The sequence below is a fragment of the Candidatus Blochmanniella pennsylvanica str. BPEN genome (assembly GCF_000011745.1).
Classification (GTDB): domain Bacteria; phylum Pseudomonadota; class Gammaproteobacteria; order Enterobacterales; family Enterobacteriaceae; genus Blochmanniella; species Blochmanniella pennsylvanica.
The window spans coordinates 306,565-323,936 of the sequence record NC_007292.1; the positions used below are offsets into that span (position 1 = coordinate 306,565).

Annotated in this window: 9 protein-coding genes; 6 read left to right on the forward strand and 3 right to left on the reverse strand. The window is 28.5% G+C overall.

The genetic code is table 11. The features are described 5' to 3' along the window. Nucleotides 1-31 precede the first annotated feature (31 nt). The 6 genes from prfB (at nt 32) to recC (ending at nt 10,135) form a co-directional block, all read left to right on the forward strand. Nucleotides 32-1,145 (forward strand): peptide chain release factor 2 gene (prfB, locus tag BPEN_RS01320; protein ID WP_238374070.1). Its coding sequence is split into 2 segments (ribosomal slippage): nt 32-88 and nt 90-1,145, totalling 1,113 coding nucleotides; the frame shifts between segments, so codons are not numbered across the junction. After that, entirely contained in the window at nt 1,138-2,667 is a 1,530-nt protein-coding gene (gene lysS / locus BPEN_RS01325) for a lysine--tRNA ligase (protein WP_011282808.1), read from the forward strand. Before prfB ends, lysS begins: the two co-directional genes overlap by 8 nt. Before the next feature lie 179 nt (nt 2,668-2,846). Next, nucleotides 2,847-4,136 carry a diaminopimelate decarboxylase gene (gene lysA, locus BPEN_RS01330; RefSeq protein WP_011282809.1) on the forward strand — a complete coding sequence of 430 codons (1,290 nt, stop codon included), beginning with the start codon at nt 2,847-2,849 and terminating at the stop codon, nt 4,134-4,136. Nucleotides 4,137-4,765: 629 nt separating this feature from the next. Then, complete coding sequence (gene rppH / locus BPEN_RS01335; RefSeq protein ID WP_011282810.1) at nt 4,766-5,242, forward strand: RNA pyrophosphohydrolase; 477 nt, start codon at nt 4,766-4,768, stop codon at nt 5,240-5,242. Between the two features lie 182 nt (nt 5,243-5,424). Next, complete coding sequence (gene lgt / locus BPEN_RS01340; protein WP_011282811.1) at nt 5,425-6,270, forward strand: prolipoprotein diacylglyceryl transferase; 846 nt, start codon at nt 5,425-5,427, stop codon at nt 6,268-6,270. A 463-nt stretch (nt 6,271-6,733) separates the two neighbouring features. Beyond that, nucleotides 6,734-10,135 carry an exodeoxyribonuclease V subunit gamma gene (recC, locus tag BPEN_RS01345; protein ID WP_011282812.1) on the forward strand — a complete coding sequence of 1,134 codons (3,402 nt, stop codon included), beginning with the start codon at nt 6,734-6,736 and terminating at the stop codon, nt 10,133-10,135. Nucleotides 10,136-10,259: 124 nt separating this feature from the next. Here the strand turns inward: recC and recD are convergent, their stop codons facing one another. From recD to dapD, 3 genes are all read right to left on the reverse strand, one after another. Next, the gene (gene recD / locus BPEN_RS01350) at nt 10,260-12,167 is read right to left on the reverse strand and encodes an exodeoxyribonuclease V subunit alpha (RefSeq protein WP_011282813.1); all 1,908 of its coding nucleotides are present in this window, start codon (nt 12,165-12,167) and stop codon (nt 10,260-10,262) included. Between the two features lie 283 nt (nt 12,168-12,450). Next, entirely contained in the window at nt 12,451-16,014 is a 3,564-nt protein-coding gene (gene recB / locus BPEN_RS01355; protein WP_011282814.1) for an exodeoxyribonuclease V subunit beta, read from the reverse strand. A 225-nt stretch (nt 16,015-16,239) separates the two neighbouring features. Then, nucleotides 16,240-17,061, reverse strand: coding sequence for a 2,3,4,5-tetrahydropyridine-2,6-dicarboxylate N-succinyltransferase (gene dapD, locus BPEN_RS01360; RefSeq protein WP_011282815.1), 822 nt, complete (start codon nt 17,059-17,061; stop codon nt 16,240-16,242). Between the last annotated feature and the right edge of the window lie 311 nt (nt 17,062-17,372).

Genomic DNA, 17,372 nt, shown 5'->3' on the forward strand with positions numbered 1-17,372 from the left:
TAAAAATATATATCTTAAGGAATAAAATTTTATGATAGATATCGATTTTACTAAACAACATATTCAAGTTATGTTAAATAGAATATCGAAGTTTAAGGATGATTTTTGATTACGATCTCAAAATCAAACATTTTAAAATAATTAGCAACGAACTAAAATCACCCGGTATTTGGAAAAATCCTAAAACAGCAAAAATTCTTAGACAAAAATCATCTTCTTTAAAAATTTTTATCAATATTGTTGATCAGCTGTATAAAAATTTAGTGGATTTAAATGATTTGTTAGAATTGACGGAAGAATACGACAACATCTTACTTTCCGAAATTCATGATCAATCAATTGATTTAGAACGTACATTATCTCAATTAGAGATTAGTCGTATGTTTATAGGAAAGTATGATAATTCTAATTGTTATATCGATATTCAATCAGGATCCGGCGGAATAGAAGCACAGGATTGGGCCAGTATGTTGTTACGCATGTATTTACGTTGGATTGATCACAAAGGTTTTATGGCTGACGTTATTGAAGAATCGACAGGAGAGGTCACGGGGATAAAATCTGCTACTATTCAGGTTATTGGGCCTTATGCATATGGTTGGTTACGTACTGAATCTGGTGTACACAGACTAGTGCGCAAAAGTCCTTTTGACTCTGCTAAGAAACGCCATACTTCATTTGCTTCAGTATTTGTATATCCAGAATTAGATGATAGTATAAATATTCATATTCGTCCAGAAGATCTACGTTGTGATGTTTACCGAGCTTCTGGAGCAGGAGGTCAACATGTTAACCGTACAGAATCTGCAGTACGCATCACTCATATACCAACAAATATTGTTACCCAATGTCAAAGTGATCGTTCACAACATAAAAATAAAAATCAAGCTATGAAGCAACTAAGAGCTAAATTATATGAGCTTGAATTACAAAAAAAAAATTATGAAAAAAAAATGAGAGAAAGTAATAAAGTAAATATTACTTGGGGTAATCAAATACGATCTTATATTTTAGATAATTCTAGAGTTAAAGATTTACGTACTGGTTTTGAAAAACGTAATGTTAAAGCTGTTTTAAATGGAGATCTAGATGATTTTATAAGAATTAGCATTAAAAACACTTTAAGTGAGATTCATAATGACTAAATACGTATATTCAAAGGATCAGTCATATCAAAAATTTAATGTCGATGATGAATTAAATATTCGTCGAAAAAAACTATCAAAACTCCGTGAAAAAGGCGTAGCATTTCCAAATAATTTTCGTCGTAATTCTATTTCTAATCAATTACATAAAAAATACGCTCATACATCCAATGTAGAATTGATACAATTAAATATTGAAGTAACTATAGCAGGCCGTATAATAAGTCAACGTATCATGGGGAAAGCATCTTTTATAACTATACGCGATGCTGAAGGTTGCATACAATTGTATATTACTTCTAATTCATTAGCAACAAATTTATATGATGAAAATATAAAACAATGGGATTTAGGAGATATCTTAGGAGCACGCGGTATATTGTTTAGAACGCGTACCGGGGAACTATCAATATACTGTAAAGAAATTCGATTATTAACTAAATCATTGCGCCCATTACCAGATAAGTTTCATGGTTTAAATAATCAAGAAACAAAATATCGTCAAAGATATTTAGATTTAATTATTAATGAAAATACAAGAAAAACATTTAAAATACGTTCTCTAGTGATCTCTGAAATACGTCAATTCATGAAAAAAAATAATTTCATGGAAGTAGAGACACCAATGATGCACACAATTGCAGGAGGAGCTATAGCGCATCCTTTCATTACACATCATAATAAATTAGGAATAGATATGTATCTACGAATCGCTCCAGAATTATATCTAAAAAAATTAGTGATAGGTGGTTTTGAGCGAATATTCGAAATAAATCGTAGTTTTCGTAATGAAGGTATATCTTCTTATCATAACCCTGAGTTTACAATGATGGAAATATATATGGCTTATGCTGATTATCGCGATATAATCATCTTAGTGCAAAATTTATTAAGATCGGTAACACAGAAAATACTAGGTAGTAATATAATAAATTATGGAGATTATGAATTAGATTTTAAGCATCCTTTTACGCAAATCAGCATAAAAGAAGCTATATTGTATTATCTACCAGAAACTAGATCCCAAAATATAGACGATATATGTACTGCTGTGTCTATCGCAAAATCACTTGGCATTAAAGTTAAGAGTTGTTGGACGTTACACAGAATACATATGGTTATTTTTGAAGAAGTAATAGAAAAAAAAATAATTCAACCGACTTGTGTTACTTCTTATCCAATAGAAATATCTCCATTAGCACGTCGTAATGATAACAATCCAGAGTTTGCTGATCGTTTTGAACTTTTCATTGCCGGAAGAGAAATAGGAAATGGCTTTTCAGAATTAAACGATCCAGAAGATCAAAAGGAACGTTTTTTAAAACAAGCATATGGGAAAAAAAATAAAATAAATAATAATAATGTTCACATACATTATGACGAAGATTATTTAATTGCATTAGAATATGGATTACCTCCTACAGCAGGTATTGGGATAGGAATTGATCGTTTGATTATGTTGCTCACCGACAGCCATACTATTCGTGATGTAATTTTATTTCCTACACTTCGTCCAAAATAAAATTTGTTTATGTTTTTTTAGTGTACTTAAAAGTAGTTATATATTTATGATTTTATCTGATTAATTTTTTTAATAATACAAACCTATTTTTTACGATTTTCGACTATATATTCAAAATATAATTTCGAAATATTTTGATATTTAAAATATATATCAAAAAAAGATAATGGGAATATAGCGTGACATATAATATCTTTGCGCGAACAAGTGCTCTTACCTATGAAAGCTTAAAAAAATTACATAAAAAATATAAAGGTCCAGTATGGGTATACGATGCATCGATTATAATTAATCGTATCACACAATTAAAACAATTTGATGTTATACGGTACGCTCAAAAATCTTGTTCTAATATTCATATTTTACGATTAATGCATAATTATGAAGTTAAAGTAGATGCTGTTTCTTTAGGCGAGATCGAACGAGCATTATTAGCTGGTTTTAAAGCGGGAAAACAAAGCAATGAAATAGTTTTCACTGCTGATATTTTAGAAGAAGAAACATTATTAAGAATATCAGAACTAAATATTGTTGTTAATGCAGGATCGATAGATATGTTAGCACAATTAGGAGCTTGTTCTCCTGGACATAAAATATGGTTACGTATTAATCCTGGATTTGGACATGGACATAATCAAAAAACTAATACTGGAGGAGAAAATAGCAAGCATGGAATTTGGCATGAAGATATACCAATAGCTTTATCTTATATTCATCATTATGATCTACAGTTAATCGGACTGCATATGCATATTGGTTCTGGAGTACGGTACGATCATTTATCTAAAGTATGTAATGCGATGGTCCAGCAGATTTTGAAATATAAAATAGATGTAGATGTTATTTCTGCTGGAGGAGGATTAACAATACCATATGAACATAATGATATGGTTTTAGATGTAAATCATTATTTTCGATTATGGAATAACGCGAGAAAATACATTAGCCAATATTTAAATCACACAGTAACATTAGAAATAGAACCTGGTCGTTTTCTTGTGGCTGAATCAGGAATATTAATTACACAGATTAGAGCGGTAAAAAACATGGGTAATCGTCATTTTGTATTAATAGACGCAGGGTATAATGATTTAATGCGCCCAGTTATGTATGGTAGTTATCATCATATTTCATTAGTACCTGGAGATAATCGCAGCGTTATTTTAGAAACATTATGCGATACCGTTGTTGGTGGTCCACTATGTGAATCTGGAGATATTTTTACACAAAATATGAATGGAACAATATTAGCACGTAAATTACCTTGTTCAGCAAAAGTAGGAGATTATTTAATATTTCATGACACTGGTGCATACGGCGCTTCTATGTCTTCTAATTATAATACACGTCCGTTACTACCAGAAGTTTTATTTGAAAATGGACAAATTCGTCAAATTCGCCGAAAACAAAAACTAGAAGATTTATTTATGTTGGAAACAATGGAAAAATTTAATAAGGAAAATTGTTGAAATTATCGAATATCATAAATATGACACTATATAAAATTATTTATTAAAAACTTATTATTTAGTATATGGTAAAATACCAGATTAAATGATTTAAATATACTAATAATTTTTTCAATTTTATTTTATAGTCTTATTTATTTGACAATTATTCACTATAGTGTTGTTAACAAAAACAAACGTATTATGAATCGTGAGATATAGATTAAAATGTATTCTTACACATTTACTTTTAATTTATATTGTATCGGTTATTATTCAGCATGTTTCTATAAAAAACATCATATCTCCATTTTTATAAAAATACTTAATAACATCGATTCTAAGTAGAAAAATTTATACAAATTAAAATTAAATTTTTTAATTAAAAAATTTCTGCGCAAGCTATTGTTTAAGAACGTCAAACCATAATAAAATTCCTTGAGTTGAGTATAATTATAATATAAAATATAAAGAGTATGTAAATACTATAATTTTACTCTGTTATGTGCAATAACAGAGATATACAGGATCATATATATTTTGGGTAATCTACCGTTTCTTCATTTTTATAAAATATGATAGGAATAGTTATATTTATTATAAATATTTAAGAATTTAATGAAATATCTCAATAAAACTGAGGCAATCTGGTGATTGATGATAACGGTTACCGATTAAATGTAGGAATTGTGCTATGTAATACTCATCAGCAAGTATTATGGGCCAGAAAATATAAGCAGCATTACTGCTGGCAATTTCCTCAAGGTGGAATTAACATTGGAGAGACCCCAGAACAAGCCATGTATAGAGAATTATTTGAAGAAATAGGATTGAATTATCAAGATGTTCGTATTCTATCTTCAACGCAATATTGGATGCATTATAAGTTACCTAAGAAATTAATTCGTTGGAAAATTAGGCCTATCTGCTTTGGGCAAAAACAAAAGTGGTTTTTATTAAAGCTTTTATCTAAAGATACACGAATTAACATAAAAAGTAATAAAGACTACACATTTGACAGATGGAAGTGGGTTAGCTTATGGTATCCCATACGCCGAGTCGTATTCTTTAAAAGAGATGTATATAGAAAAGTTATGCAAGAATTTGTTGATGTGATAATATCATAGTTTAACACTATGCGTCTTTATAAAGAAGAAAATCAGATACAGTATAATCAATAAAAAGAGTTTTAATATTCCATTGAAGATGCACACGATAATGTCTCTCACATTGAGACGTATTTGTTTAAAATAACTACATTTGGTAGTTAAAACTGATTGTAAAAATCATATTAAATAGCATAATTAATATGCAGAGTCTTTATTATCATACATGTAATCCGATAATTTTTACAATAGGACCTATTTCATTACATTGGTATGGCGTAATGTATGGATTAGGTTTTATATATGCTATGTGGTCATTATCGTACCGTATGCGTCATTTCAATAATGCTTCATGGACTCATCCAGATGTAGAACATTTATTATGTTTGTGTTTTTTTGGTGTTTTATTAGGCGGCCGCATTGGATACGTATTATTTTATCAGTGGTCTTTTTTTTCTAACAATTTACTGTGGATCTTTAAAATATGGGAAGGAGGTATGTCTTTTCATGGTGGTTTAATAGGTGTAATTATATCGATCGCATGGTTTTCTCACAAAAAAAATCGTCCTTTTTTTCAAATATCAGATTTTGTCGTTCCAGCAGTTCCGTTTGGATTAGGGCTCGGTAGATTAGGAAATTTTATTAACGGAGAATTATGGGGGCGAATAGCCATTGATATTCCATGGGCTATGTTATTCCCCAATTCCGTGTATCAAGATGTATTAATACTACTAGATCATCCTGAATGGGAACCACTATTTGATAATTACGGTGTGCTGCCTCGTCATCCATCTCAATTATATGAGATGTTTTTGGAGGGAGTAATATTATTTGTTATCATAAGCAAATTTATTCGTCAACCACATCCCGTGGGTAGTGTGTCTGGTTTGTTTCTGATTTGTTATGGGGTGTTTCGTATTATAGCGGAAATTTTTCGTCAACCTGATAGTCAGTTAGGATTAATTAACAATATAGTCACCATGGGACAAATTTTGTCATGCCCTATGATTATATTAGGAGCTATTATAATTTATTTTGCTTATAGATAATCGATGTATCAAAGTTATTAATATAATTAAAAATCTATGTCAATTAATTTTTGATACGTCATTGTTTGTTAAAATAATTCTCATGCTTTAAATCAAATTTGATTTTTATTAATTGTTTATATATCTGTTTTAAACATTAAAATTTATCTATATCTATATCTATATTTGCGATCTGCCATATTTATATAATAAATAAATATAAAAAAATCAGTGCTAATTGAAAAAATTTAATTTTTTAAATAGTTTCATTTCATGAAAAACAATTTATTTATTTTTTCTATTTTTTAAAATATGTGAACTAATAAAATTTTTTTTGTTTGAAATAACAATTAAAAAAGCATATATAATATATTTTTCGTTATAATTATAACAAATACAACCTATCCTCTATATATACAGAGGATATATGGATATCAGATTAATAAAAATACACTCCATTTAAATTAAATAATTTTATTACACAATGTTTACTATTTATCATTCTAATCAATCAAATTCATTCAGAAATCTATTAATTAATACTATGTCAGATAAATCATTACCTGATCCCATGCAATCTGAAATAATATTAACAGAACACAGCATTATGGATCAATGGATACAGATAGAAATAGCCAATCATTTTGGTATCGCATGTAATATCAAATTTATGACTTTAATGTCTTTCATGCAATATATGTCTAATAAAATAGAACCTAATAATTTTATAGCGAATAACTTTTCCCGGTCTATCATGTATTGGAAATTTATGAAAATATTATCTCAAACGCAAATATCAAAAAAGTGTTCTATTATACACAAATACTTATGTGGTGATGTAAATCAGCAAAAAATAGGTCAATTTTCCGAACAACTTTCCAATTTATTTATTCAATATTTAATATATCGCCCAGATTGGTTGAACAATTGGGAATCCAATAAAATAATAAATTATTTAGATGACACACATCAAACCTGGCAATCAAAAATATGGCGTATGTTCTTAGAGAATATACGTTGTAATCAGAAAGAATTGAAGGGTAATATATATCCTTTACAGCGTTGTATTGATTTCCTAAAAAATACTCAGAAGATAATTTTTAATTATCTTCCAAGTAGAATATTTATTTTTGGAATATCATCCATACCGCCTATATATTGGAATATATTAAAATTATTAAGTTACCATATTGATATTTATTTATGGTTTATAAATCCCTGTTCTCATAATTTGATTTATATATCTGATCAAAATTCGTATGACGTAACACAAAAAGAAAATCAATTGTACAATAAGAATGTATTGCGCTCATCTTCATCTGTTGCTGTTCATTTTTCCAATCATAATGATTATTCTAATATCAATCATCCTTTATTAGATGCATGGGGCGATGTTGCTTATGATACTTTATCTTTGTTTACTCAATTAAAAGATAAAATTGAACTAAAATCTTTTATTATTCCTAAACAAAATTCTTTGCTTCACATTGTACAAAAAAACATTTTAGAATTTCAAAATCATATAAAAAATATAAAAAAACAACCTGATACTACAACATCTACAAATAATCAACGACATATATTATTATTAGAAGATCAATCAATTACTTGTCATGTTTGTCATAGTATTCAACGAGAAGTAGAAGTGTTACATGATAATTTATTATCAATGATGACAGATGATCCATCATTGTCTCCGGGAGACATCATAGTTATGGCTTATGATATACGCTGTTATAAATCAGCTATTCAAACTATATTTGATAATATACAAGATCGACATTTACCGTTTAATATCGCAATAGATAATTATAAAAAAAATACACATCCCATTATATCAACTTTTATTAATATACTTAATATACCGTACAGTCGATTTACTGCTGAAGAAATTTTTTCGTTTTTAACAGTACCATCTATCGCATCTCGGTTTAAAATGAACAAAGAAGAAGTAAAATTATTACACCAATGGATCATTAAATCTGGTATTAGGTGGGGACTTGATGATTACACCATGTATAATTTTAGTTTACCTATTATTAATCAAAATACCTGGAATTTTGGATTAAATAGAATGTTATTAGGTTACGCTATAAAAAATCAACATGACACCTGGGAAAAAATTTTCCCGTATGATGATATAATAATCAGGGATCATATCAATATTATTGGTCAATTAGGAGAATTTTTAAAAACATTAAAAAAATGGAGAGACCGATTCGGTCATTCTTATACATTGGTAGAATGGATTTCCTATTTCAAAGAAATAATTGACGATTTTTTTCATTGTGATCATATGGATTCAGAAAACAAAACAGTTTTACTTTTCTTAAAAAACTGCTACAGAGATATATTAGAATCAGGCATACAAGCGGAATATACTCAAACTATAAGTATAACAGCATTACGCGATAAATTATGTCGCAAATTAACACAAGATACTGTAATCCCCCGATTTATACCAAATGTAATTAATTTTTGCAATATTACTCCAACTTTCTGTATTCCTCATAAAGTAGTGTGTTTTTTAGGTATGAATGATAATAAGTTTCCTCGCAATAAAATATCTCCAGACTTTAATTTAATGGTTAAAAATCCGCGTAGAAATGACGATAACATACACGAAAAAGATTGTTATTCATTTTTGATAGCATTTTTATTAGCTCAAGAAAAGATATATATTAGTTTTATCGGGCACTCAATTTATGATAATAGCATGAGTTACCCTTCTGTATTGGTCAATGAACTGTTAGAATATATTGCTTTAAATTTTTATTCAAAAGAACATGAAAATATAGACATAGATATTAATATCAAACATATACGTCAGCGTTTATGTCAATGGTATCCTCCGTTTCCTTTTTCTCCTGAAAATTTCAATCCTAACAATAATAAACGAAGTTTTGCTAAAGAATGGCTACCTACAAAAAATATTAATGTAAATCATTCTCTATTAATCTATCCGAATTTTAATGCCCCGTTTTCTCATGACCTCGCAAAAACAATAATTTTTCAAGATTTATACAATTTTTATCGCCATCCAGTACGCATATGGTTTCAAAAACGCTTAAATGTGTATTTTGATCAAAATATATTGAAATTATCAAATGACGAACCTTTTTCCGTAGATGGACTCAATCGTTATGAATTAAATATGCAATTGATTGATTATCTAATTCATAGTAAAAATACTGATGAACTATATCATAGTATGCGTGCTTCTGGAATTCTACCTTATGGCGTATTTGGAAAATTGTATTGGACTAAACAACAAAAAAAAATGACAATATTAGCGAATCAAATAAAAACGTATCATTGTATTGAAAAACATAATCTAGATATTTCTTTAACATTTGATACGACTAGATTAGTCGGTCAATTAACTGCAGTTCAAGAAAATGGATTGACGCGTTGGAAATCTCGCTATCTTTCTATGAAAGATGTATTATTGTTGTGGCTAGAACATATAACTTATTGTGCTATAGGTGGAAAAGGTGATAGTCGGTTGTTTGGTATTAATGATGCGTGGCATTTTCCTAATTTATCAAAACTGCATGCAAAGAAGTTATTATTCACGCTAATATCAGATTATCACAAAGGTACAAATACACCCATATTGTTGCTATATCAGTCTGGAGGAGCTTGGATGAATCATGTATTTGACTGGAATACTCGAACAATATCTTCAAATCCATATTGTCAAAAAGAAGCACATCGAAAACTAATACAAGTTTGGCAAGGTACCAAATATTCTCTTTTTAGAGAAAGTCACGATCCATATTTACGCAAACTTATTTCATTTGATTTAAGTGAAGAAAATATTTCAAAAATTATTAAAACCGCAGAACATTACTTTTTTAACCCAATGAAATATAGAATAATATAATAATTTACAAATTTTATATCAAAAAATAATAAATACTTTATAATTAAAAATTGCATATATTACACAAACACATAACACTACATTTTCAAACAATATATATAATAAAACACAAACTTTTCATTCATTAAGCCATGGGAATTATATGGTTTTTTATTTTTTCATATAATCCACTATAACGTTGTGTGATAGAATTAACACTGCGTATTATTACATGATCTGTCGCGTACAAATAAAGGCATTGGCGAGCTCTAGTGACAGCAGTATAGAGTAATTCTCGTGTCAATAATGGTATATATTTATTGGGCAATACTATTGCGGTATGTTGAAATTCAGATCCTTGCGCTTTATGTATAGTCATAGCAAAACAAGTTTCATGCTCCGGTAATTGATTTATTTGTATAACTTTTATACTTCCTCGTGGCAAAATAAAATATGCAGACAATTTATTTTGATCATTTAATAACAATACACCAACATCTCCATTATATAATTCTAATGATGGTTTATTACGTAATATAATAATAGGTCTACCTAAATAATTCCTAGAATTATTTAATTGAATTAATCCTTTCTCATTTAATATTTGTTCAATATAATAATTAAGTCTTATTACTCCGAACGGGCCATCACGTAATGCACATAATATTCGATAATGATTGAAAATCTTTAAAATATTTTCTGTCAGGATTTTAGTGTATTTCAATTTTTGTAAATAGTTAGAATATGCCATTGCACAATTAAGAATCATAGTTATATAGCTTTTTTTGTCTACAAAATAAATATAACATAAATCCTTATATATGCTTGATTTTAACAATGATAACGCATGATTATAATCTCCTGAATTTATAGCACCAGATAATTTATTAATTCCTGAACTTTCACTAAATCGATAATTTTTCTTTAGTATACATGTGCCATCAATAATACTATTATAATTGTAATGCATAGATGATTTAGAAGGAGATATAATAGGCAATATGTAACCTGTAAGATCTATAAGTTCTTGATAACGTTTACGAGAATAATAAAAATTAGAAAATTGACACACATCTTTAAATACGGATCCGGGTTCTACTGAACATAATTGATATTGATCACCCAAAAAAATAACTTTCGTTTGAGGAGAAAGCATCAAAATTAGCTGAGCTAACATAGATAGACTAACCATAGAAGCTTCATCAATAATTAAAAGATCTAAGCGCGTGAGATTAAAGCAGTTATATTGAATATTTTCTTTATATAATCGTGTTCTAAGCAAACTATGTAGAGTAGTAGCTTTTTCTGGTAAGTTACATAAGAGAAGCTTTTCTAATTGTGGAATATTGTGTATTGTTGTTCTGAAAGATTCAGTTAAAAGAGCTGTTGCTTTTCCTGTGGGAGCGGTTATTTGAATATTTAGATCATTATTCTTGCTACATAACAATAATGTCGCTACTATCTTCGCTATAATAGATGTTTTTCCAGTTCCAGGTCCTCCAGAAATTAGCACTCTGTGATGTGTTACGCCAATAGCAGTAGCTATTTTATGCCAATCAACTTCTGTATAAGTTATAGGAAATAATTGATTTAATGCATAAATTATTTTTTCTTTTTGAAAAACATTTGATGGATATTTATGATTAAAAAATTGCGCGACTATGCATTCATCTTGCCACATGTGATGTAAATACAAACGTTTATTTTCCAATATTAATGGGGTAACCCGTGATCCATCACTAACTGCGGGACAAGAAAACAATAATTCCTGCCAGGAGGATATCGATAATTTTCCTAATTTTCTATATATCGCATACGTTAATTCAGGATAATTTCCTTGAAATAATTTATCGGGAGTAAGACACCGCAAAGGTAAACAAACATGGCCATCCCTAACTTTAGAGCTTAGAGTTGCGCTAGCTAAAATTAATGCTTCCTTTATATTATTATGTCGATTCCCATCATAAATGGGAAGAGCTAATACATCGGCAAATTGTACATCTAGTGAATGCCACAACCCTAATTTTAAAATATTGTTAATAACATCTTTCATGAGACTATTTTTACGGTCTACAATATTAGATTGTATATTTTAAACGACAGAAAAACTGTATTTTTTGGTTAAAAACGGATAATTACAATTTTAAATTTTACTTAAATAATTTATACTTTTTTTAGATATAAGTCATCTATTTGAATTAATAATTATATGTAAGTTTGTATGTGTGCTTATTAAGATAGATAGGTATACTCTAATCGTTAATACATTAGATCGCATCTATATTATTTGATTTAAAATATAATGTTCTTATTATGAGATAAAATCTAAACATTATTCATTTAATAATGTTTAGATTATTTTTAGAGAATAAATTATCTAATTTATTAATAAATGTCGATAATGGACGAAAAAAATAAATTCCATTGCTCAATGGTGTTCCATCCATACCACGTATAAACAAATAATATACTCCTCCAAAATCTTTCTCATAGTTATAAGAAACAAGTCTATTACGTAAAAACCGATGCAGCGCTAAAGTATAAAGTTGATATTGCAATGCATAATGATGTTTAATCATTTCTTGTCTTATTTTAGAACCAACATAATCCTTATTGTTGTCTCCTAACCAATTGGTTTTATAATCTAACAAATAATACCGATGATTCCAACGAAAAATTAAATCAATGAATCCTTTTAACATTCCTGTTATATCCAAAAAAGTAAGCGATGAAGATTTACGTGATACAGGATCATACTTTTTGCATAAATGGTCTAATTCTTCCGATGTTAAATACGTATTAATAGATAAATAAAATTTAAGCTCAGTTTTTTTATTCTCAGGAATTATTTGCGCAAGAGTTAAATTATTATTAAGGGGAGTATTGAGTACTATATATATCCATTCTCGAACAACAAATCCCCAAATTGGGTCAATATTATATCTTTCCATATGTGCGTATAACCATTTCATATCTACAAGTTTTCTAAAGTCCAAAACTTGAAAGATACTATGAAAAAAGCTACCACATACTTTTCCTTTAGGAAAAGTATGTGGTGTCAATGGAATCTCATTTTCTTGAGACTGAATGTGTTCACTGATATCTAATTGTTTTTCTAAATTTAAATACGTTGTAACACCAACATCAGTATGTTGTAGAGCGCTAAAACTTGTTATACTCCACGGAATAACATTTGGTGATGTCTTCCACTTTTTTCCGCATAACAATTGATTAGATGCAACAGACGATGCATGAGAAAATAGTTCTTGCGATTTTGAAATAATACGGAAGGAAATATCACCATTCGAATAAACACTGAGCTTTTTTAAATGTTTCTTCAATGTTGCTGCGTTTCCAGAAGTTTTTTTTTGGATTAAATATCCTAAGGCGCTGTGATGTAAGTCATTATTGGTATTAGATTTTTTTTTGTATCGTCGTACTATTGGGCCAATACCTATAGAACAATGATAAATACTACGAGTTACTGCTACATATAATAGTCTTAAATCTTCTGATAAACGTTCTTCATCTGCTAATGTTAAATGTGATTTTGATGTATTGAAATTTAAATGGGTTTTATATGACTTTCTATCATGAAAAAAAGGATTTTTTACATAATTAAAGTCTGCTATAAATGGCAAAAATATTAATGGAAATTCTAATCCTTTAGATTTATGTATTGTACTAATTTTTATCAATTGATGATCACTGCCTAATCGTAAATTTTGATCAGATGTTTTTTTATTTTTTGGTTGTGTTATTTTTAATATTAACCATTCCATAAGTGCGTGCTCATCTTGCAATTGTCTTGCAGCATCTTGCAATAATTCACCTAAATGCAAAATATTTATTAAACTACTTTCACCTACTCGCGTAGATAATAACTTTTCTGGTACTTTATGATCAAAAATTACTTTCTGTATCATCAAATACACACCTTTTTTTTTCCAAACGGAATAATACTCAAAAAATTTCTCAAATATTCGTTCTTGTTTAGATTCATTATTATTAATACTTTCAATATCAGTGGCATTTAATCCAAAAAAAACAGTTGTTAAAGCAGTACAAATTGTATGGCTCTCTGGAAATAAGATTGCTCGTAATAATAATGATAATTCATAAGATTCCATTGTTTCAAAAATATTTTTATGATTGGATAGAAATACTGTTGATATATTTACTTTTGATAAAGCAGAACAAATAAGTGATGCTTCTTCATGATTTCGTACTAATACAGTTATATCTGATATTTCTAATTTTCTTTTATACTTATCATTTTCTAACCAAGCTGTCCCATTACGTATTTCATGTAATAAATTGTATAAAATAGTGGCACACTCTTGTGCCATTGATCGTTTATAGTCACCTATTGTAACTATCTCGTCAGGATGTAACCAAAAACACATAGCTGTTTGCGATTGATTGTTTATCAAAAACCGATACATGCTATTTCGGCTAGCAGTCACTGAAGGAATAAAAGGAATATCTTCAAAAATAAACGGATTAGAAACCAATTGGAATAATTGGTTAACAGCATTAACTATATTTAACGACGAACGCCAATTAATATTAAGATTGTATTTGTTACATACCGTTCGACGTATTTTCATGTACGAAAATATATCAGCCCCACGAAAGGCGTAAATTGATTGTTTGGGATCTCCTATTAAAATAAGACCATTTTCTGAATCAGAATTATATAATGTGCTAAAAATTTTAAATTGCTGACAATCTGTATCTTGAAACTCATCAATAAGCGTTACCGGATAACGCGTACGCAGTATATGTGCTAATTTATTGTCTTTATCTTTAACTAAATGATGAGCTAACACATCAACAAGATCGTTTAAAGTAATTTCTGACCTATAATGTTGAGTATTATTTAAATCGTTATGTATCTCATTTATTGCAATTTTAAATATTGATGTTTTAAATGATGATAATTGGCTATATAGTTTTTCTACTGAATCAAATAAAGTACATATATAATCAGATTTATTGCTATTATTATGTATCTTTAATTCGGTTGTTCTAAAACGTTGTAAATCATTAGGTGTCGTATGATCAATTGTTGGTCGTTTGACCCATTGATTAATTCTATCTATCCAACGTATTAAATTACTTTTATTGTATATTCTACGATTAATGTCATAAGAATTGAGGATAGTAATTATATTATGTTTATTTTTAAGCCATTCCTTTTTAACATGATTGACATGATCCAATATTTTTTCATAATAAGTTATTATACTTTTTTTATCTTCATGTACGTTATGATTGTAACAATCAAGATTAGACCTAGCTCTATATATATAAGGAATAATATCGTTTAAAAGAGAATTTGGATCTTTCCAATATTCTTGAATTAATCTAGCTATATTCAATGGCAGTGAATAAAAATTCCGTCTCCAAAAATCAGTGCACGCTTGTTGGTACAATATTGTTTCATTATCAACAATATTCGTATTAAACAGCATGTTTAATTCGATTGTATTGTGATTTAAGATATTTTGACAAAAACTATGGATGGTAAAAATAGATGCTTGATTTATTTTTTTTTCTGCTTCAGATAATTGATTTATGGCTAATTCTACATTATGTATTTGTAATAATAATTTAGAAAATAAAAAATTATGACTATATCCACGCATACAATCTAATCTAAATTGATGAATATTTTCTCTTATGCGATGACGCAGTTCTCGTACTGCAGATTTAGTAAAAGTTACTACAAGTATTTCTTTTACCGTTAAAGGACGGGAAAAATCTGATCTATTCCCTAAACATAACAACAATCTAATATAGATTATTATGAGAGTATATGTCTTGCCAGTACCTGCCGAAGCTTCAATTAAATTGATGCCATACAGAGGTAATTCTAAAACATTTAAATTACGCATGATTATTGTTTATATTTACTTAGAATAAGTAAAAGTTATCTTAAATTTTATTACAACTATATTATTTATAAAATTAACTATTATTAGTCAAATTTAAACAGATAAATCAAACAAATAAAAATGAATTACTTCACACCAATAAATATAAACAACATTTATGCTAATATTTAAACAATATACTTAAAATACCATAGAATACAGTACTTCAAGTAAGAAAAATATATTTTATATGTCGCGTAATAAATTATTTATCTTAACTTTATTTTTAGTTTTAGAATCGACTGTTTTTACGATTACGGCACAGTAAGTATTAACACGACCATCTTTAGAAGGCAGACTACCTGGAATGACAACTGAACCAGCTGGCACACGTCCATAGTATATATTTCCGCTAGCGCGATCATATATTTTAGTGCTTTGACCTATAAATACCCCCATAGAGATCACTGCGCCTTTTTCAACAATTACCCCTTCTACAATTTCAGAACGAGACCCAATGAAACAATTATCTTCAATGATGGTTGGATTAGTTTGAATGGGTTCTAAAACTCCTCCAATTCCCACACCTCCAGATAAATGCACATATTTTCCAATCTGAGCACAAGATCCAACTGTAGCCCAAGTATCAATCATTGTTCCTACATCAATATAAGCACCAAGATTGATGTAGGAAGGCATGATTACTGTGTTATCAGCAATATAAGCCCCGTAGCGTACAGTAGCCGGTGGAATTATACGCAATTTTTTATTTTCAAAACGTGTGTGATCCCATCCGGAAAATTTCATAGGAAATTTGTCAAAAAAAACACCACCCCCCCACGTTATCAATTGATTGTCCATAGTATGAAATGCAAGCATAATTGCTTTTTTTAGCCATTGATGCGTAATCCATGTACCATTGATTTTTTCTGATATACGTAACGTCCCGTTATCTAATCTATCCATAATTTCTCGAACAGCATTATTGACGGTAGAATCAATGTTATTATTTGAAATATATTCTTTTTTTTCAAAAGCACTTTCTATTATTTTTCGTAACTGATTCATATGTTTTATATTCCATAATATCAAATTCATTTGAGAGTATTGTTTCTAATTGACCGTGAAAATAACATCTTTATTAAAGTAAATATTAGAAATTTACATCAACACGATACGATGTATTGCTATGTTTTTGAGTTATATAGTGATATTTGTTTAAGGATATTATGTTGATATCCTTAACAAAATTTATTCATATTTAACAAATCTACTCTAATAAAGAATGATTAGCATTTAACATATTATCACTCAGATTATACTCATTGAATAACGTACACATTAAATAATACTGTTTGTTCAATAACAAGAATTGATTT

Excerpts from the sequence above, each read along its gene's own strand:
- lysS (WP_011282808.1), top strand. The coding sequence starts at position 1,138 with ATGACTAAATACGTATATTCAAAGGATCAGTCATATCAAAAATTTAAT.
- recD (WP_011282813.1), bottom strand. The coding sequence starts at position 12,167 with ATGAAAGATGTTATTAACAATATTTTAAAATTAGGGTTGTGGCATTCA.
- recB (WP_011282814.1), bottom strand. The coding sequence starts at position 16,014 with ATGCGTAATTTAAATGTTTTAGAATTACCTCTGTATGGCATCAATTTA.
- lgt (WP_011282811.1), top strand. The coding sequence starts at position 5,425 with ATGCAGAGTCTTTATTATCATACATGTAATCCGATAATTTTTACAATA.
- recC (WP_011282812.1), top strand. The coding sequence starts at position 6,734 with ATGTTTACTATTTATCATTCTAATCAATCAAATTCATTCAGAAATCTA.
- dapD (WP_011282815.1), bottom strand. The coding sequence starts at position 17,061 with ATGAATCAGTTACGAAAAATAATAGAAAGTGCTTTTGAAAAAAAAGAA.